Consider the following 21,475-nt stretch of genomic DNA (forward strand, 5'->3'; position numbering starts at 1 on the left):
TGATTGATTTAAAAAACATCTAGAACTATATCTGCAAGTGTTGGAACATCATCTTTAAAGTATGGTTCTTGTCCATCTTCCATTCCGTAATTAGAAATTTCTTTAAATTTTTCTGTTAAATCATTATGTCAGTAGAAATTTGAAATAACTTCACGTGAATCTAAATAACTACCTGTTAATGAATTTCTAGTTTGTTTGAATTTATCGGTAGTTTGTTTAACTAATGTTTTTTCAGCATTTACATCAGTAATTTCTTCTGTAGTGTTTGCTAAGAATTTTTCACTATTTTTATAAGCTTCAACATAATCTTTTTGTTGAGCATCTGTTGAGTATAAAACAGTAATTGACTTGTTGTAAAAATCATCTTTTTTAGCTTCTGCATTTAAGTCTCTTAAAAGATGCATTAAATCATTGGTTTCGTTACCTTTAATTTCTAAATCATTAAGTTCTTCCACTGTCACAGCAGCATCAATTTTGTCGCTTAAAGCATTTTTTTGATTTTCTTTTAAGTAAATTCATGCTGGAATTACATTTTCTCTTAATTCGTTTTTCTTAAGATTTTCAAGAGTAAATGGTTGCATTTTCTTAAGTAATTCATCTGCATCTGTATTTGTGACCTTAGTTTGCTCAACTGAATTAGTTTCAAAACTCATTAATGCTTTTACATCTTGAGAATCTTTTGAGTGTCAGATTTGGTAATCTCTTAAACCGTTTTTAAGTGCTTCAACAAAATCTTTTCGATCTGATTTACCACCACGATTGTATTGCTCTGAATATGTTTTGATTGCTTCATCGCTATAGTTGTCATCTAAACTTTCGTAATTATATGTTGATGAGTTTTTGTTTGTTAATTTTTCTGAGGTATCAAGTGCATATTTCATTTTTGAAATAGCATCAACATCTAATTGAATTTTTTTGATTTTAAATTCAACATGCTCACGTGGAGTCATATTTTCAAAAATTCTTATTTTTACAGGTTTAGTAACTTCGATAACTTTGTGTTCAGGGTCTTCTGGATCTGGTTCATAGAATGTCATATCTTCTATGTTATAATCACCATTTCAGACTTTACCACCTCTACTTTTTTCTAATCATTTTTCAAAAGCAGTTTCATTTTCTGATTTACTGTTACCTTTGTTTAAAGGCATAATAACTGTATCAATTTCAGCTTTTTTCTCAGCGATTCATTTATCACCATCAAGTTTGATTTCTTTATCTAATGATTTAATAAAGTTATTAACAGTTTCTAAATCATTATATGGTGAACGTCTGTTAGGGAATTGATCAAGATATAGTTGAGTTGTATCGATTCTATCGTTAAATTCATTTTTAGGTTCTTCACTAGCGAAAACAAAGTTATTAGTTTCTCTACTATAATCAGGATCTTTTTTAAGTTCTTCGTGTTTATTGTATAAAACTTCTTGTGCTTTATCTAATTTAGTAATGTCATCTCTTACTATGTTTTCTCATTGACTAACATTAAATCCTTCAGCAGTTACAATATCAGCAAAATGTTGTTTTTGAGCTAAAGTTAAGTATTTAGCATTATAAATAAATTCTAATGCAGCTTTTGGTAATAAACGTTTTTCATCGTATTTATATTCAACTTCGAATGTTAATTTTTGTGCAGCTTGATCGTATTTTTGGTTAACGATTTGAATATCTCAAAGGTAATCATGAACTCCAGAACGTGTAATTTTTAATTTAGCGTTTTGAAGTTTATTAGTTAAATCAATATCTCATGTTCCTGGTTTTGCATACATTACATTACGTGAGTAGAATGCATCTTTTTGGTCTAAATTATTAACTTGAATATTGTAATCATTAATAGGTTGATTATTTTCATCTAAAATGTCATAATGAATTGTTGGTAATAGTTCATCTGTATCGTCAGATCTTTTTCCTTTTAAATCAATTTCATAGTTAAGAATATGTGAAACGTCAGCTTGCATAATTTGACCATAGTTATATAAAGTACTAAAGTCATATGAAGAATATGAGGCTAATACGAATGCTGTGTCACCATAGTTAACTAATGTATCTGTTACGTATTTATCAACTTCATATTGATCAGGATTACGTCTGTTGTATTGAGATCCAAAAATTAAAGTGTTATTTCTTCTTGTTTTAAATTTAACTTTAAAATGGTGTTGGTTATTAATTAAGTCATCATTTGCAGAAGAACCTAATTGCTTTGTACGTTCAGATGTAAAGTATTGGAATGAAATAAAATTACCTACGTTTTTATAAATTTCTGGGTTTTCTTCAAGTTGTTTTAATCTAATTGGGTTATCAAACGAGTTGTTTCTACCTGAAATATTACTTCAATCTCAATCATAAACTTTTCACATATCTTTAAGTTTAGGATTGAAAACTGGTCCAGTCTTATATCCATCTGCTGGTACGTAAAGTCATTGTGGCATTGGCTTTGAAAAATCACCTTTTTCTCTTCAATCTGTATATTTTTTATATCATTGAGTATACGCTTTATCATATGCTTCTTGAACTCTAGTAGCTGATAGACCATATGATGAAGAATATGAAACTCCTAGGTTATAATCAGGATAGTTATATCCGAATTCATCATTACTTTCAGGTAAGTTCTTTCAGTGATTTTCAATTCACTTAGCATCTAAGTCATATCCACCACTTCACATTGGACGTTGACTTTTTGTATTGTCTGGATTGAAAATTGTTTCTCAATAAATAGACATTAATTTTTGATTGTAATCAGCTGATGTAAATAAATCTTTATAAACCGCAATTGGTTTATTATTATGGGTCTTTTGAGCTTGTAATCTACGATCATAAACTTCCAATGAGAAGCTATCTGGAACAATTTCTAATGATTTAGATAACGCGATACTAAATCTAGGGTTTCTAGTTCATTTTCCGAGTTGGTTATCGGTAGTTGTTTTTCAGTAATCAAAACCTTCTTCTTTGTTTTTCTTAATTTGATCTTCAGATAATTCACCATCAGAGAAAACGTAATCATTATTAAATGTTATTTCTCATTCTTGTTCAGCTTGTTGTCATTGTCCTTCGTCAACCATACGAAGTTGTACCGGACTACCTGTAGTTTTTCTTCTGGTGTCTCAAAACTTAGGATTGCTGAATGTGTATTGGTCTTCTTTAACCATTGAAGTGTGAATTTCTTGTGGTTCTACATAAAAACCGTTTTCTTTTCTGAATGGGTCGTTTGTGTTGTTAGTTGAATTGGAATCCCCCCCTGTTTCAACAGAAACAACCGCAGTTGCACTAAATAAAATAGTTGTGGTACTTCCTAAAATAAGTAGTGGCTTTTTGACTTTCATAACATCCTCCAAAAAAATTAATATATGTAATATATTAATTTAAATTTTATATCAATATTTTGCTTTATTTGCATTCCAAAAATACTTAAATTACAAAATATGATTAGAAATAATTTACATAAAATAAGCAAACATAGAGTTTTTAATGTAAATAAATACTAAAAACTAACTTTTTAATATATATTACTAAATAGGAATATATATTTATGTATTATCATCTTGACTATGCAAGAATTTTATTTTTTTCATTTTTTTATGTCTAAAGTTGAAAAAATTTTCGCTTCTAGAAATAAAAAATCTCACATTTTAATGTGAGATCTTATAGGTTAAATTAGTTGATATTATTTGTATGGAATAATGTGAATGTGTGTATGAAACACTACTTGTCCAGCTTCTTTTCCTGTGTTAACAACCATTTTAAAAGCAGGTGCATCTTGACGTTTCATTTCTTCAATTGCTAATTTTCTAGCAATATTAAAAGCATATGAAATTTCTTCTTCTGTATTTTCTAAAAGTGAACTTGCTTCACGTTTTGGAACAACTAAAAAGTGTCCTGGTTGTACTGGTTTAATATCATAAAAAGCAATAACTTTATCATCTTCATAAAGAATATTTGCTGGTAATTCACGATTAATTATTTGTGTAAAAATGCTCATAATTATTTTTTAATAAATCCTAAATTTTTAATTACTTCGTTTAAAACTTTAACATCTTTTAAACTTAATGTGTATCCTAATTTAACAAATGCATTTTGTGCATTTTGGTAAAGAGTTGAATCGTTAGCAAATAATAAAGTGGTTAATTCTAATAACTTACTTTCTGATGCATATGGTGTGTTATCAAATGATAAGACATTTATTGTCTCTACTTTGTCTGTTCCATCTTCATTTTTACCAGTTGTGGTTGAAATTTCTTTAGCAATAGGTGCTAATACATTAATGTAAGAAATTCCGATTGCTGTAGAATTTTTCGCTACGCTTATTGGTTCTGCTAAAACATAGTTATTATTTTGTTTTTCAACAGGAACAATTTTATTTGTAGCATAGTTATAGAAACCAACTAATGATTGATAATCTTTAATTGTACTTAAATTATCATATGTAAAAGCAAAATTAATACCTGAAGCAGCAGAATTGAATCCAAGATATCCACCCATATTTAATTGGTATGGAGCATCTTCATTAATTCAAAGAGCTTTATCGATTTTTACTGTTCCTACACTTTTATTTTGAATGAATTGATTGTATGAGTCGATTGAATCGATTGTTTTAAAAATTTCAGTAAAAATAGCATTTGAATCAGTTGCTGAATATCCTCAAGTTTGCATTAATTTCTTATTAAGTGTGTATGAAATTAAGTTGTAGTATTTTGAGTCATACTTGTTTTTTAATTTGCTGTATGTATTAACATCGATTTTTTGCAATGATGCTTCATCATTAATTAAGAAAAATTTATAGGTTAATAAAATTTTGTTTGTTTCATTAGCAACTTGAGATGCTTCATTATTATATAAAGCAATAAATTGTTCTAATGTTAATGAGTCTGTAACTGGAGAATTAATGAAACTTTCAAATAAAATAGGGCTATCTAATTTTCCTTCTGAAAGTAATTTGTTAATTCTTTGAGCTAAAAATCCAGGTTCTGTTAAGTTTTTATTACTTACATATGTTTTGTATACAGTGTAAGCATCTGCTGAAAATTGTGTACCACTCATTAATTTTTGATAGTTTTGAGCTAATGTTTGATTGTTTTCAAAAGTAATATTGTATAAAGTTGCTAAAGTATTACTTAATCAGATGTTTTCAACTAAAACATTAACTACTTCTTTATTAGAAAGTTCTTTATCTTGTTCAACTTTTTCAACTGAATTTTCTGTTCTACCACAAGAAACAGCAGCAATAGAAACCGGAGCTATTGATGAAACAGAAAGTAATGGTTTAAATCATTTTTTCATTATTTAGCTCCTTTTGAATAGTGTGTTAATTCGTTTTTAAAAATATTTGAAATTGCTTCAACAGCTTGATTATTTGATTCTAATAACTGATTATTTGAACTATATTCTGCTAAATAAACAGTTCCGTTTTTAATGTAAACATTGTATGAATTTTGTGACTGAACAGCTTGTTTAACTCATTTATCAATTGCTACAAGTGAGTTGATTGTTTCAGCGTTTTTATTTCCTGCAACAACTGAAATATTTGCATTTTTTAAATCATTAATATTAACATCTTTAAAATCATTGTTATTTGTTAATGATTCAATGAATTTAGCATTGTCTAAAGCAACCTCTAAAATTTTATTGTTTGATTGTGCTTTGTTTACAGCATCAATAATTGCATTATTTTGCTCTTGAGTATATGTTTGAAGGAAAGCTAGTAAATTAGCGTAGATTGTATTTGAATCAAGTGAATTTCTTCTAGCTCAAACAAATTTATTATCTTTTAATACTAAGAAGCCATCGTGATTTGATAATTTATAAGCAAATGATGTTTTTTGATTTGTTTGTCCGTAGTTCATTACAAATGCTGGGTAGAAGTTACTTTGTAAGTAAGAATTAAATTCAATATCACTCATATTTGTGATGTATTCTTCGATGAAAGCATTTAAGTTATTAATTTCATTTCCAAGTTCATTTGGATCGGTGACTGATGCAAGTTTTGAAACTTTTGTATTTACAGTGTTTGCTAAACCTTGAGGCATTCCAAATACTGATGCTAAATCAACGCTTGGTAATGAATTAGGGTTTTGAGTTAAATTAAATAGATTGTTTGATAAACTTGCTAAACCTAAATTAATATTTTTATTAAAGAAAGCACCAAATGAATTTACTTCAGCTGTATTTGTTTCTTTGTTTCCTAAAAATTCATTAAATAAATTAAATCTAGCTTGATTAATTGTAAGTCCGTTTTTAATAGCAAGAAAATCAGCTTGATTTTGGTTTAAAATACCATTTTGTTTGTTGAATGCTAAGTTAAAAATAGAATCAAATGTATATTGTTTATCTTTTTCGATTACTGAATATTTAAATCAATTTGCTAATTTTTGTTTATCTTCTTTAGAAAATTCAAATTGTGGATTAAGTGAATTTTTAAAAGTTCCAGGTAATTCAATTTCGGTTGAAATTCCTAAGTTATTATTAGCAAGGTATTGATTAAATAAAGGTACAAAAGACATTTGTTCAGGAATGAATGATTCAGTACTGATTGTTACAATTTGATTGCTAAATGGTAATTTGTAATAAAATACACCTTTAAAATCTGAATTTTGTAGATTATCAACTGTTGCTAAATCTTTAAAATAAGGGAAAATTGCTTCACCTTTTTTGATTGATACAGCTACATTACCATTTTGATCAGTAACTGCAGTTCCACCTTCGTTAATTTGTTTGTAATCTTTTGTTGCGACTTTTAATAAGTTTTCACTTTGTAATTGAACCTTAATTCTAAATCTACGTGTTGCTTCACGCTCAACAACTTTAAATGTTAAAAATTCAATTGCTTCTTCTTCAGTTTTGCTTTTTCCGTATGCATCGCTTAAAAGAAGTTCATTAAATTTTTGATGTCAGTTATCGTAACCATAAGTTTTTTGTAAGTTTAATTTTTGATCTGCAATTTTATTTTTTTGTTGAGTACGAATTTCGTCAAGACTTCTAAGAGCAATATTTGTTACCCGTGAGTCACCTTCGTTTAAAGTTGCGTTGTATCTAAATTGGTACGCAACAGATGCTGTTTGTTCTTCTTTATATCAGTAAAAAACAGCTTCACGGTAAAGTTTTTGTAAGTTTTCTGATGTTTGGTTTTTTGCAGAATTAATACCTTCCATTAATGAACCTAAGTTCTCAACAATTGGTTTATCACTTTTTGGATCGTTAAAAGAAAATACTGGTTCATTATCACCTACTGGTTGAACGTAATTTACTTTTGCTACGTTAAGTGCTAAAGGAACAGCAATAGTTGTAATTACTCCAACAGTTAATCCAGCAGCTACAGCGATAGTTACTGTATTTCTTTTTTTCTTGTTAGTAGTTTTTTTGTTAGTTTTATTATCGTATTGATCGTTTACTTCAGCAAGACGCTCAAAAAATGATTTCTTGTTTTTCGCCATAAAACTCCATTCTGTAATTAGGATTTATTTAAAATATTATTTTAAATAATTATAACAAAATAAAAAAATATACCTTAATTAACGAAAAAAGACTTTTATAAGTATATTTTCGCTTAAAAGGTATAAAAAAACAGCGGCTCCCTATTTTCACCTTTCGGCTATCGTCGGCACTAAAGAGCTTAACTACTGAGTTCGGAATGGTATCAGGTGAACCTCTTTGCTATAACCACTGATAAAATCATAACTCATTTTTTTAAAATACCAAGAAAAAAATGTTTTTTTCTGAATATTTTATGAATTATTATTTATTTTGTCCACCTGTTTTATTAAAAAAATAATATCATATTAATGCTAGATATTTCTAGCATAATTTAATTTGGTTTTCTATGTTATCAAGAGAACTAGAGAACCTTTCAAGAACACTTTGAATTTTAAAGAGAATTTCGTCAGGGAGTTCTCTTTTCTTTTGCAACAGTTCTTTAACTTTATGTAAAAATTTATGGAACTCTCTCGTTTTCTTAATTTCATTTGAAAGAACATGAACTAAAGGAATATTAATATCTAAATTTTTAGCTAGTGATCATAATTCTTGTTCACTTAATTGTTTTCCGTTTGGTATTCTTGCATCAAACTTTTGACCTTTTATTAAAAATCAAATTTTTTGATTTATATCAGTAACCAATGTTGCTTCGACACTACTTCTGATATAAATTCTTTTCCCTTCTTTATCAAAAGGTGCGTAATAATTACCGTTCATTTTAAAAACACCAGATGTAATTTTTCTTTTAATTTCTATTAAAAAATCAGGATTATCATCAAATAACTTTCCTTTTTCAAAAACATTTGATTTTGATATGTTGTTTTTATTGAATTTATTATTGTAAAAATCTACAATAAATTCTCAATTATCATTTAATGACTTAATAGAATTTATTTGATTTTCGTAAAAAAATAAAGGATAGTTCATTTGTGCTGTTAGAAAAGAACGCTCAACATTAGGTTTGAACGTTGGATTGCTTCAAGTTAATAACTTAATACCTCTTTTATTTAAAGCTTTTTCAAAATTTGTCATTGTTTCACCATTGATTCAAAAATTTCTTCTTCTATCTGTTGAAATATTTTGTGGAAAACCATATTTTTTAAAAACTTTATCTAGTAGTCTTTGATATCCTATTGCAGTTTCGGTTTTTTCACAATGAATAGCTAATAATTTACCAGTTGCAGAATCTACTGCGTGAAATAAAGACACAGTTTCGTTATTTCAAAACACTTCGATACAAGCATCTAATTCAATAAATTCTCCAAATTTTCTATTTTCCTTAATATTTAAATATTGTCTCTTTTCTATTTTTTCATCTGTTTGATTTATGTGCTCGATAATTTTGGTTAATCTGTTGATTTCTGTTTTTGTTAGTTTTGACACTTCTTGTTTTAATTTTTTTTGAAGTAATTTCTTTGCATATCTTTTAGTTTTCTTATGAGAAAAAGAATTAGCAAACCCATTTTTACGTAAAAGCTTTTTAAAATGAGATTTTGAATAGAACTGTCTTTCGCTTAAATTTAATCTGTCTACGAAATCACTTACTGTAATATCTGAAAAAGTAGAATTTTGATGTGGAAAAATAGCAGTCTTGATTTGGTTATATTTGTCGACTGCGTTGTTATAAATTTCTTGGGTTATTCCGCAATTTTCTTTTGTCTTAAATCTATTTCCGTGAACAAAAGAATAAAAGATTTCTTTAGTTTCTTTCTTGATTAAAATATCCTTTTTAATTCTTTGTATTGTTTTAGTTGAAACATTAAGCATTGTTGCAAGTTTTTGATTTGATAATTCAAAGTATCTACCTATCATTTCGTATTTATGCATTCTTTGTACTTCATACGCTGTTCTAGTTTCTATTTTCATAAGAAAACCACCTTTCAAGACACTAATACAATTATAGTTTTAGTATCTATCCAGGTGGACAAATTAATTAATAATTAACAAAATACCAAGAAAAAAATGTTTTTTTCTGAATATTTTTTATTAGAGTGATTGTAAATAATTTTATACTAATTATTATAACAACTCAATTCCATCTTTTGCAACTTGTTTACGATATTTTTCAGGTCAGTGACTTGCTTGCACTTCACCGATGTGTGCTTTTTCTAATAAATACATACTTACACGTGATTGACCGATACCACCACCAATTGTAAGTGGTAATTTTTTATTAACTACAGCTGCATGGTATGGTGAAAGTTTTTTTACTTCTTCTTTTGATAATCCACTTTGTTTAACGATTGATTTTTCATTTACTCTAATACCCATTGATGAAAGTTCGATTGCTTTATCAATTACTGGAGAATAAACAAGTAAATCACCATTTAAATCTCAATCATCATAGTCGAACGCTCTTTTTGAGTGAACTATTTGTGATTTTAATGGATATCCAATTTTATAAACAAATACTGCATCTTTTTCTTTAACGATTGCTCTTTCACGAGCTTCAACGCTTAAATCTGGATATAGGTTTTCTAAATCTTGACTTGAGATAAAGTAAACACTATCTGGTAGACGATCTGTTAAAGTTGGAAATAGTTTTCTTAACTTAATTTTTGTTTCTTTTAATGATTCATAAATTAAGTTAACTGTTTCTTTTAAGAAATCTAAATTACGATCTTTTTCTAAGATTACTTTTTCTCAATCTCATTGGTCAACATAATATGAGTGTAATTCATCTAATTCTTCTTCACGACGAATAGCGTTCATATCTGTATAAAGTCCTTCGTATGGAGCAAAGTGATATTGTTGTAATGCATATCTTTTTCATTTAGCAAGTGAGTGAACTACTTCTAAACGAGTTTTTGAGCTACGTGGATAGAATCAAACTGGTTCTTCTCCAGAAAGCCCATCGTTTAATCCTGTTTCTTGAGCAACAAATAAAGGAGCTGTTGCTCTAGTTAAATTAAGGTTCTTTTTAAGCTCTTCTTGGAAGATTTTCTTTAAATCTTGAATTGCTGATTGTGTTTGACGAATACTTAATTTTGGTATGTACATTTTTCATCCTTTCAATAAAATATGTATAAATTATATTTATTCTTTTGGAAATACATAAAAATATATATATTTATTAATGTTATGGAACAAGAAAAAACTTATACGAGAAGAAGAATTAAAAGTAGTATTTTAATTTTCGGATTTTTATATCGCATGCAAAAACCTTGACAAAGATTATTAGCAATTACTATAATTGGAATTTTTATGTCTTTTGCTGGGGTTTTATTACTGCAAAATACTGGACTATATGCTTTAGGGCTAGAGTCTGTTGGTCAAGGGCTTGGTAATTTAGCTTATTATTTAATAAAAAATAAAACAGTTGGTTATGCAGTTTTTAACATTTTATTCTGATTAACATATTTTATTTTAAATATACCTTTATTAGTCTTATCATACAAGAAGATATCTAAAAGATTTACTTGGTATACTTGCTACTATATTTTAATATTTACAATTTTTGGGATTTGCTTTGGATTTATTCCTGGAATTGAAAAAATTTATTTATTTAGTGATTTAGCATCTGAAACTCCAAAATTCTTTTCACAAGATGAAGTAAGAATTATTCTATGAGATTACACATCAGATGCAAGTAAGCATTTAGCTGTTTTCTTATATTCATTATGTTGAGGTATTTTACAAGGACTTGCTGCGGTATCAGTTATTATTTTAGCAGGAAGCACTGGTGGATTCGATATTTGAGGAATGTACATTGCTAAAGTTAAATTAAAAGAAATAGGCTCAGTATTTTTCATTCTTAATTTATTAACGCTAACATTTTCAAATTTAATCGGTACATATATACCAGCATCACTAGCATTACAAGAAAATTTAAGCACTGCACAAGAATTAAAAATAATTGCTCAACCTTGAAGCTTAAATATGTTCTTTAGTCCTAATTATATTTCTGGTTTATTTATGTTACTTGCAAATGCTTTTATTGTTAACTTCTTGTATCCAAAATATAAATTAGTTCAAACTCAAATTTATTGTTCTGAACCTTTTGATTTAATTAATAAAATTAATTTAGTATCTAACCGTCCATTTACTTTTTCAGTTCATAAAGTAATTGGTGGATATTCTAAAAAAGAACTCTATATGATTACTACAAACACTCAATATTTAGATGCAGCTTACCTATTTGATATTACTAAGAAAATTAATAACAATCTTTTAATTTCCTTAATTGATATTAAAAAAGGTGATGGATATATGTTTATTGAAGAATAGAACTGAGCTAAACTAGGACAAACATGGTGGACACAATTAATGTGTTCGCTATGTTTGTCCTAGTTTAATGAGGTTTAATTAGGTTTTTTATATTAATTTACTAAAAAAGATGAAGATTTTTGATATATTTTGCACTATTTTTCAGCTTATGGTCTTTTATATATGGATTTTTACTTCAAATATATTGACTTTTTAAGAGAAAAGTTATGTGATGATTTTAAACCGCTACCACAGCAAGACGCCAATAAAAACTAAAAATATAAAATAAGCTTCTATTTAAAAAATAAAATAGGAGTTTTTTTAATATCAAATTCTTTTTAATATAATTAAAAACATGAATAAAGATAAGATAAAAAACTTTTCAATTATAGCCCATATTGATCATGGAAAAAGTACTTTAGCAGACCGTATTTTAGAATATACAGGTACTGTTGCTAATCGTGATTTAAAAGATCAATTTTTAGATTCAATGGATTTAGAACAAGAACGTGGAATTACTATCAAATTAAATGCTGTGCAATTAAAATATAAAGATTATGTCTTTCATTTAATAGATACACCAGGACACGTCGACTTTACTTATGAAGTTTCTCGATCACTTGCAGCCAGCGAAGGTGCTTTATTATTAGTTGATGCAACACAAGGAATAGAAGCTCAAACACTTGCAAATGTATACTTAGCAATCGAAAATAATTTAGAGATTATTCCTGTTATTAATAAAATAGATCTTCCTAGTGCAAATGTTGAAGAAGTAAAAAGAGAAATCGAAGAAGTAATAGGTATTTCCGCTGAAAATGCTGTATTAGTTAGTGCTAAAACAGGTCAAGGAGTGCATGAACTATTTGATGCAATAGTTAAATACGTACCTAGTCCGAAAGATGCAGATGATAATAAACCACTTAAAGCTTTAATTTTTGACAGTTACTTCGATCCTTACCGTGGTGTAGTTATGTTGGTAAGAATTGTTGAAGGAACATTAAAACCAGGTGATAGATTTATTTTTATGTCTCGTAAAGCTGAAGAACAAGATTATCACGTTATTGATTTAGGGGTTAGAAATCCTTATGAAACTAAGAAAGAACAACTCGAAGCTGGTGAAGTTGGTTGAGTTTCTGCTGCGATTCGTGATGCAAAAGAAGTTCATGTTGGAGATACAATTACTCTTGCTGAAAACCCAACTAAAGAACCTCTTGCTGGTTATAAAAAAATGAAACCAGTTGTCTTTACAGGTTTTTATCCAATTGACACTAGAGATTACTCTTTACTTAAAGAAAGTTTAGAAAAAATTTCTTTAAGTGATTCATCAATTACCTGAGAGCAAGAAACTTCAAAAGCTTTAGGATTTGGTTTCCGTGTTGGATTTTTAGGTTTATTACATATGGAAATTCTTCAAGAGCGTTTAGATCGTGAGTATAAAGTTGGTATTATTGCGACTGCTCCTTCAGTTGAATATCTTGTACATATGACAAATGGAACAACTGAAAAAATATCTAACCCAACCTTGCTTCCTGATCGAACCTTTATTGATTTTATTGAAGAACCTTATGTTGAAGCAAGTATTTTCATACCAAATGAATATATTGGTAATGTGATGGAACTTTGTCAAAATAAACGTGGAATTTATAAAAATTTAGAAATGATTGATGAAAGACGTTCAAAAGTTGTTTATGAATTACCACTTGCTGAAACTATTTTTGATTTCTTCGATCGTTTAAAATCTACTACTAAAGGATACGCTTCATTTGAATATGAATGAATTGGATACCGCGAAAGCGATTTAGTTAAAGTTGATATTTTATTAAACGGTGATAAAGTAGATGCCTTTTCAGTGATTACACACCGTGATAAAGCTTATGAAAGCTCAAGAGAATTATGTAAAAAATTAAAAGATGCAATTCCTCGTCAAAACTTTGAAGTACCAGTCCAAGCTACAATTGGTGGTAAAGTTATTGCTCGTGAAACGATTAAAGCTTACCGTAAAGATGTTACTGCAAAACTTTATGGTGGAGACGTTACACGTAGACAAAAACTTCTTAAGAAACAAAAAGAAGGTAAGAAAAGAATGAAAAAATTAGGTACTATTGAAGTACCACAAGAAGCATTTTTATCAATTCTTAAAACAAATATCGATAATAAATAATATGAAACAAAATTTAATTTCAAGTCATTATGATACAAAAGAGGTTGTTGCGGATTATATTGAATATGCAAAATATGGCTTATGAAATTCAGAAAAAGTCATTTTAGAATCATTGCTTCAACAACTACCACAAAATCTTACAATTTTAGATATAGGTTGTGGTGCTGGTCGAACATCATTTGCACTTGCAAAATGATTACCGAATGCTAAAATTGATGCAATTGATATTTCTCCAGCAATGATTAATCAATGTGTTGCTCAGAATAAGTTTCAAAACCTTCATTTTGAAGTCGCTGATATAAGTAAATATCCATTAAAAAGTAAATATGATTTAATTTTCTTTAGTTTTAATGGGATTACAAATAATACCTATCAAGCAGAGCTTGAAGCGATTTTTACAAATGTTCACTGAATGTTAAAGGATCGAAATTCTATTTTTCTTTTTACTGTTCATGATATGTTTTCTAATCCAGAATTTGAACATTTTTGAAAGGAAATTAAGCAAGTAGATAAGTTGGAGCTTTTTAGTGATGAGAAAATATTAACCAATCAAAACCATTCAATTATTAAAAATCGTTTCTTTACTAAAAACGACATTTATCAAATAGCTAAATTATTTAATTTTAAAGTAATTCTAGAACGAAAAAGAGATGAAAATAGTGAGTTTGAATGAGTTAAAACTTTATCTACACCTGTAATATTTTATGCATTTAGTAAATTAGAATAAATTCACTTTATATAGTGAATCCTTAATTAACCTTTACAGTGCAACACTTAGGTTAAAAATAGAGCCGACATTAATTTGTCGGCTTTTTCACAACTTATTCAAGTTCTGCTAACTTTTCTAGCTCCTTATTTAATTTGTCTATTTCGTCTTTTAAAACTTGATTTGAGCATTTTCATCCAAGTGTTTTTCTTGGTAAATTGTTTATTTCTCAGACTGTTTTTTCTATTGCCTTATCACTAACTTTAGTAAAGTCAGTACCTTTTCTATACCTTCTACGAAATAAACCATTCGAGTTTTCGTTGCTACCACGTTGAAAAGAACAATATGGTTCTGCTTTGTAAATATTGAATTGAAATTTCTTAGCTACGAATTGTAGTTTATTAAATTCAAAACCGTTATCAGAAGTAATAGATAAAACCGGTATATGCAAATTTCACAAATCTGTAATTATTCTATTCAAAACCTTATTGATTTCTAAAGGGTTTTTAGAATGAACTCTTTTTGCTATAAAAAACCTTGATTTACGTTCGTTGAAAGTTAATATATTATCAGTGTTTGATCTTTTCAAACCGATAACTAAATCTATTTCTCAATGTCCAAATTCTATTCTACTTTCAATGTGTTTTGGACGTAAACCAATAGGAAAAACGTATTTATTTCGTGTTAATCTTTTAATTCCATAACTTCTTTTTGGAGTTAATGATTTATGTCTAATTTTTTTGTAATTTTTCCTTATTTCATTGTCTATCATTAACTCATTTATAAACAGTTTTAGTGCTAGGAATAGATATATTTGGTAATTGTGTTTGATGAATTCAATAGTAGGTTCAATTTTCATATATTGCTTTTTATAAAGTAAATTAAACAATTTTATGAATGTTTGATATTTAGGATCAGTAAACGGAAAAGACTTTTTTCAAGAATATCTTTTATATGCTTTTACATTAGCTTTTTGCGGTTCATATTCTCCGTTAATTTGATTTCTTTTAATCTCTCTAAAAATTGTCGATGGTGAACGTTGTAAAATTTTCGCAATGTTTCTAATGCTTTTATGTTCGATATTGTATAAAGTATCAATTATTTCTCTTTCCTTACGTTTTAAAGTTTTAAATTTTGGTTGCATAATTTATAATATTTAAGCATCCACTATTGTTTAAGCTGTGAAGTGGATGTTTTCTTATTCAAATTTTGCAGAATAAAAGCAACACCCTAATATTATTTTACTAATAAAAGGGTGTTGCACTGTAAAGTACAATTAGGAATTCACTATATATAGTGAATTTTTCTTTGTTTCTATAGCAAATTCATAATTAAATTTACAATAGAAACTTGAAATTTCTTTTCACATTAATTGAAATAAATTGAAAATTTTTTAATTTTTTAATTAATCAAAACTTTTTATTATTCTATTATCAAACAATATGGATATTTGATTTATAAAAGAGTAAAATAAAGAAAATCTTAAAAGGAGAAATTATGAGTAAAAAATTCAGAAACATTCTTTTAACTACTACTATAACATCTTCAGTGCTAACACCTTCAATTGTGATGGTTTCAGCCTCAAGTGATAATTCCAACGAATGAAACCCAACAACAATGGATGAAGCTCAAGATGATATTAAAAAAGTTCTTAATGAGTACGAAGAACAAGAGATTTTTAATTCTAGTACTATAATTAATTTAACTAATTATTTTAAAAAAATAACTGATTTAGATGAAATAAAAAGAGATTATCCACAATTGCTTAATTGAGCAAATAATTTAAAAAAATTAAAAGAAGCAAATAGAGAATTAACTACATTAGGAAATAATTGAAGTTTTGCACACGCTACTCTGGAGCAACGAAAACAATTGGAAGCATCATTGAATACAATGGGTGAAATTATTACTCACTATAAAAAAGATAACAATTGTTTTCCGGATCCATTAGAAGGTGAATCGTTTATAAGCTTTGTAAGCAAAGAGATTGAAAATATTACAAATGCAGTTGGTACGGCAAATGAAATTAGTGCATCTATGCCGAGACCTTATAGAGATTGAGCATTAGAGGCGTTAAAAACCAAATGAAAATTCCTTACCAATGAACAAAGAGAGAAATTTATATCTCTTTTAGAAAAATTACCTGAAAGTGCTTTAAGAGAACAAGTTGACGATATTATTCAACAAGCAATTAATGCTGCTGAAGAAAACTTAATCGAGCAAGTTAATAATTCTGAAACTATATTTGAAGTTAAAGATAAAAACCAAGATGGCAGCAGTGAACATATTACTAAGCACCTAAAAAATCCATTTTACGAACCGCAAAAAGAATTTCAAATAGAATGAATAAAAAAACAATTTGCAAATATCGCAATTAAAGAAGTATTTAATGCATATGATAGTAAAGATATAAAATTCATTTATGAAGAAACCGCTCTTAATGCTTCTGCATTTCAATTTAGAATCGATGTCATAATGAATGATAGTATAAATAATAAAGTTAATACATTAAATAATTATTTAACAAAAGAACAAAGAGAATATTATCTTGATCAAATAAAAAAAGTAGGTAATTTTGGTAACTATAGTTTAAATGATATGCTTGGTGTAAATAAAGAAATGAAAAAAGCTAAAAAGGCATATGAAAAGTACACCCAAGAATTAATTGATTCTGAAAAATACTTATATTCTACTAATAAAGCTGAGTTTGATAAAGCAGAACAAAAGCTAAACGAATTAATACACAAACCAGGTGTAACTCGGAAGGAAATTCAAGATGCAGTAAAAGAATTTGATAAACAATATCAAGAATTAAACGGAAAAAGCAAATTAGAATATCAAAAAGATAGTTCTAATTCAAAAATTGATAATTTAGAATATTTAAGCCTTACAGTTAAGAGTGATATTAAGAATCAAATTAATTCAGCAACAGATATAAACACTGTGACACGGATTGAATCACAAGCTACTAATTTAAACTATGCTGTTGGTGAATTAGTAGCACAATTACCTATTGCAAATAATGTAAAAAATACTGATGATTACAAATTTGCTACAACTGAAAATAAAAGAACATTTAATAATGCTCTGATTAGTGCAAATGGTATTTTAGCTCCTGAAAAAAACCAGTTATTAAATCTTGAAGATGATAATATAACAGGTACAACCGAAAAAGTTAAGAAAATTGTTAGTGATTTAAAAGTTTTAGATGGAATTGCTCAAAAACAAAAAATTCAGTCTTCAATTGAAAAATTAGATTTAACTAATGGACAAAAAGAATATTTTAAAACCGAACTTAATAATGCAGCTGATTTAACTGCAGCTGAGGGAGTTTTAAATAATGCTAAAACTTTAGTTGAACCAACAAAACAATTAAAATCAAAACTAAAAACATTAGAGGATGCTAAAAGCACACCTAATTATAAACTTGCAAATACAGAAAAACAAAAAGAATATGATCAAGCCTTAACTGATGCACAAGCAAAATTAGATAAAAGTCCAAGTGAGTTAGTATCAGTCACTATTATTAACCAATTAATTCAAGATTTAGATACAGCTAATACTAATTTAGATGGGCTTACTAATTTAAAAAATGCTCAAGATGAAATTAATAAACAAAGTAATTTAACTCAAAAAGGTAAAGATGCTTATCTTAAGAAACTTCAAAATAAAAATTCTAAGGCAGAATTAGATCAAGTTGTTGCAGAAGCACAACAAATAAATAAATGAATTCCAACTGCACAACAAAAATTAGACACAGCAAATGCTAATAAAAACAGCATTAACTATCAAAAAGCAACACCAGAAAATAAAACAGCATTAGATACTGCGCTAGATAATCAAACCAACTTTATTAATGAAATAAAAGATGGTGAAACATTTGCGCAAAAAGATGCTGCTCAAATATTAGAAAACACAGAAAATGCAATTAAAAATCTTGATGGATTTAAGAATGCATTAAATGATTTCATTAAGAATACTCTTTATTTATCAGATACAAGTAAGCTAAAACTTCTAAACAAGGTTTTAAAAGAAAAAGCGCTTAATCAAACTAAATATCAAAGTTTATTCGAAGAAATTTTTAACACAGCAAAAAGTGATTTTGAAGTTGCTTTAGATAAAAGAGAGTATTTAAACAATCAAAATAAAATAGACATTTTAAATTCAGTTAAAACTGCACAAGCAAACCAAACTAATCCTATCGATCAAGCTTTACAAACAATTCTTAATCAATATCAACCGCTTGAACAAGCAAGAAAAACTATTAAAACAGCATTAACACCAGTTGAGATGCCTACTGAAATTAAAGATAATATCTTTAAGACTGCAATGAATGATGATACTGTTACAGATGTACAAAAAATTAACGATATCATTCCAAAAATAGTAGATACTCTTAGTACATCAAAACAATTACAAGCACGTGCAGAAAAACTGCAAGCTAAAGATGAATATACTAAATATTTACCAGATGCTGATAAGCAAGCATTAGCTGATGCAATCAATGATGATAATACAGCTATAACTAGTTTAAAAAGCGATTCATTTAAAGAAAGTGCAGAATTAGAAAAAGCTAATACACCTTTAAGTGATAATAACACTACTTTAGAAACTAAATTAAATGAACTTGATCAAACAATTAAAAATATTACACAAGCTTTAAATCAAATAGATAACACAAAATATCTTACAAATGAACAAAAAGAAAATCTTAAGTCACAAATTAAAACAATTGATTTTAAAAAACCTAACTGATTAAAAAATTGACAAAATAAAATTCTAAGAGAATCATACAAAACTGTAGAATCAAAAATTAATGAAGCTAAATTAACAGATGAAATTAAAGCTGATTTAATTAAAGACGCACAAAAAGTTGTGGTTGTAAATGAAGAAGGTAAAGCAATTGACTCGGGATTTGATAATATTTTAAGTATTTTAAGCAAGTTAGAAGCAATTAGTAACTTAAAAAACCTTACTAATGCTCAAAAAATAGAATTTAAGAAACAAATTCAAGCTGAAACAAACCCAGCAAAACAAGATGCAATTATCGAACAAGCTAACACACTTGATTCAATAATGCAAAAATTAAATACAGAAATAAAAGATAAAGATAACGTTATTACTACAAGTGACTATAAACTAAGTGATACGGATAAACAAACAGCATATACTGATTCAGTTACAGCCGCACAAGCAAAAATTGATGATACACAAAAGGTATTATTAGAAACAGGTACAGCTCAAACTTTACTTGAAGAAATTATTAATGCTAAAAAGGCTTTAAATGGTAATGGATTAATTGAAGCAGCAAAAGCTGAAATTGATAAATTAACTAATATTTCAAATTCACAAAAAGATGCATTTAAAGGTGAATTAGACAAAGTTAAGTCAAAAGGCGAAATTAGTAGTATTGTTGATTCAGCTAAATCACTTGATGAAATTATTAAAAAAGCTAAAGACAAATTAGCTGAAGTTAATAAAGCAAAACAAGAAAATAATTACATTAATGCTGATTCAGATAAAAAAGATGCTTTAGATCAATCTGTTGCTCAATTACAAAATGCATTAAATGATTTACAAAACAAAAATGTTACTTCAAAACAAGTTGTTGGTATCATTAAAGATTTAACAGATAAGATTGATGACACTACAGAAAAACTCGCAGCACTTAATGGTGATTTAAAACTAATTAAAGATGCAATTGATGCTTCAAAATTATTATCAGATGCTCAAAAAGAAGCAGCAAAAGCTGATATTGATGCATTAAAACCATTTACATTAGAAGCTGCTATAGAGCTTTTAAATAATGATTTAGAAACTTCTAGAACAATCGCTACAGAAAAACTTAATAAATTACAAAACTTAACAAAAGAACAAAAAGATAAATTCTTACAACAAATTAAATCTGCTCTATTAACTTTAGAACACGGATCGGCTTTTGATAAAAAAATATCAGAAATTTTAGATAAAGCAATCGCACAAAATAAATCATCTGATGAATTAGTAAATGGTGTGGATAATCTTGGTAATTTAACTAACCCAGAAAAAGACCAAGTTAAAGATGATATTAAAGAATCGGAAACCAAAGATGAAGCAGTAAATAGCTTTAATAATGCTCAAAAGCTAAATGAATTAATTGATAAGTTAATTAAAGACATTCAAAACTATCTCGCAACAGAAAATAGAGTACAAGTTGAAAAAGATGTGGCTGAATTAACTCAATTAGCAATTAAATCAAAAGACAATGAAATCATTACACCAGTTCCAGAAGTCGACAATCTTGTTGATTTTGCTGATGTAATTTGAGCTATTAGACATAGTGGTAAATATTATTTAGGTTCAAATGTAAATAATGATGATTTTGAAACTAAACTTAATAATTTAAATAATTCACTAAGTAAAGGAACCAATTTATTAGCTACTCCAAAATCACCAAAATTAACACCTAAATTAAGTGATTTATATGATAAATTAAGTTCTGAATTACAAACAACTATTAATCTTCACCAAGAGTTTCCAAAATTAATTGATGCAATTAAAAACAAAAAATCATTAGAAACACAATTAACCTTAAAACAAATTAAATTTATTGATGATATCAACCAGTGAGCTCCAATATTAGAAGAATTTCTATATAGAAGTGATTACTTTAATAAAGTTTCAAGTTCAAGTACAACTTCTAGTGATTTTGCACAATTAAAAGAACAAATTAATCAAATGTCAGATTTACCTGAAGTTGTAAAAACTGCATTATTATACAATTGTGAACTAACTCATGACAAACTTAATGTATGATGATGAATTGTAATTGTACTAGCAACTCTAGGTACAGCTGGAATTATTTGAGGTTTCATCGCTGCAAAACGTAAAAAAGATAAAGAAAAAGATAAATAATCATTAATGGTTGCAAATAGATATTAGATGTCTATTTGTAACTATTTTTT

11 protein-coding genes and 1 rRNA gene are annotated in these 21,475 nt (G+C 27.5%); 4 read left to right on the plus strand and 8 right to left on the minus strand.

Features of this window, described 5'->3' with window-relative positions; translation table 4 throughout:
* Positions 1-8: 8 nt before the first annotated feature.
* The 7 genes from ACPYPZ_RS00670 to asnA form a co-directional block, all read right to left on the minus strand.
* Positions 9-3,314: a hypothetical protein gene (locus tag ACPYPZ_RS00670; RefSeq protein ID WP_426461411.1), complete on the minus strand. Its 3,306-nt coding sequence runs from the start codon at positions 3,312-3,314 to the stop codon at positions 9-11.
* 341 nt (positions 3,315-3,655) lie between these two features.
* Positions 3,656-3,970 (minus strand): histidine triad protein HinT, encoded by a 315-nt coding sequence (hinT, locus tag ACPYPZ_RS00675; protein WP_426461412.1) that lies wholly within the window; start codon positions 3,968-3,970, stop codon positions 3,656-3,658.
* A 2-nt stretch (positions 3,971-3,972) separates the two neighbouring features.
* Positions 3,973-5,268: a HinT-interacting membrane complex lipoprotein P60 gene (locus ACPYPZ_RS00680; protein ID WP_426461413.1), complete on the minus strand. Its 1,296-nt coding sequence runs from the start codon at positions 5,266-5,268 to the stop codon at positions 3,973-3,975.
* A complete protein-coding gene (locus ACPYPZ_RS00685; RefSeq protein WP_426461414.1) occupies positions 5,268-7,418 on the minus strand; it encodes a HinT-interacting membrane complex protein P80 in 2,151 nt (716 codons plus the stop codon). The genes ACPYPZ_RS00680 and ACPYPZ_RS00685 overlap by 1 nt, the downstream gene beginning before the upstream one ends.
* 128 nt (positions 7,419-7,546) lie before the next feature.
* Positions 7,547-7,652, minus strand: a 5S ribosomal RNA gene (rrf, locus tag ACPYPZ_RS00690).
* Between the two features lie 127 nt (positions 7,653-7,779).
* Positions 7,780-9,324, minus strand: coding sequence for a hypothetical protein (locus ACPYPZ_RS00695; protein ID WP_426461415.1), 1,545 nt, complete (start codon positions 9,322-9,324; stop codon positions 7,780-7,782).
* 153 nt (positions 9,325-9,477) lie between these two features.
* Positions 9,478-10,458: an aspartate--ammonia ligase gene (asnA, locus tag ACPYPZ_RS00700; RefSeq protein ID WP_426461416.1), complete on the minus strand. Its 981-nt coding sequence runs from the start codon at positions 10,456-10,458 to the stop codon at positions 9,478-9,480.
* 81 nt (positions 10,459-10,539) lie between these two features.
* On the opposite strand from asnA, the gene ACPYPZ_RS00705 reads away from it, so the two are divergent.
* The 3 genes from ACPYPZ_RS00705 (at position 10,540) to ACPYPZ_RS00715 (ending at position 14,552) form a co-directional block, all read left to right on the plus strand.
* Positions 10,540-11,685, plus strand: a complete 1,146-nt coding sequence (locus ACPYPZ_RS00705) for a YitT family protein (protein WP_426461417.1) — start codon at positions 10,540-10,542, stop codon at positions 11,683-11,685.
* A gap of 334 nt (positions 11,686-12,019) precedes the next feature.
* Positions 12,020-13,825, plus strand: coding sequence for a translation elongation factor 4 (gene lepA / locus ACPYPZ_RS00710; RefSeq protein WP_426461418.1), 1,806 nt, complete (start codon positions 12,020-12,022; stop codon positions 13,823-13,825).
* Between the two features lies 1 nt (position 13,826).
* Positions 13,827-14,552 carry a class I SAM-dependent methyltransferase gene (locus ACPYPZ_RS00715; RefSeq protein WP_426461419.1) on the plus strand — a complete coding sequence of 242 codons (726 nt, stop codon included), beginning with the start codon at positions 13,827-13,829 and terminating at the stop codon, positions 14,550-14,552.
* Between the two features lie 94 nt (positions 14,553-14,646).
* Here ACPYPZ_RS00715 and ACPYPZ_RS00720 read toward each other — a convergent pair whose 3' ends face one another.
* Positions 14,647-15,675 (minus strand): IS30 family transposase, encoded by a 1,029-nt coding sequence (locus ACPYPZ_RS00720; protein WP_426461420.1) that lies wholly within the window; start codon positions 15,673-15,675, stop codon positions 14,647-14,649.
* A 353-nt stretch (positions 15,676-16,028) separates the two neighbouring features.
* Here ACPYPZ_RS00720 and ACPYPZ_RS00725 point away from each other — a divergent pair, with 353 nt between their 5' ends.
* Entirely contained in the window at positions 16,029-21,425 is a 5,397-nt protein-coding gene (locus ACPYPZ_RS00725) for a hypothetical protein (RefSeq protein WP_426461421.1), read from the plus strand.
* The last annotated feature ends 50 nt before the right edge of the window (positions 21,426-21,475 follow it).

Origin of the sequence: Mycoplasma hafezii (genome assembly GCF_049942695.1) — a bacterium.
Lineage (GTDB): Bacteria > Bacillota_I > Bacilli_A > Mycoplasmatales > Metamycoplasmataceae > Mycoplasmopsis > Mycoplasmopsis hafezii.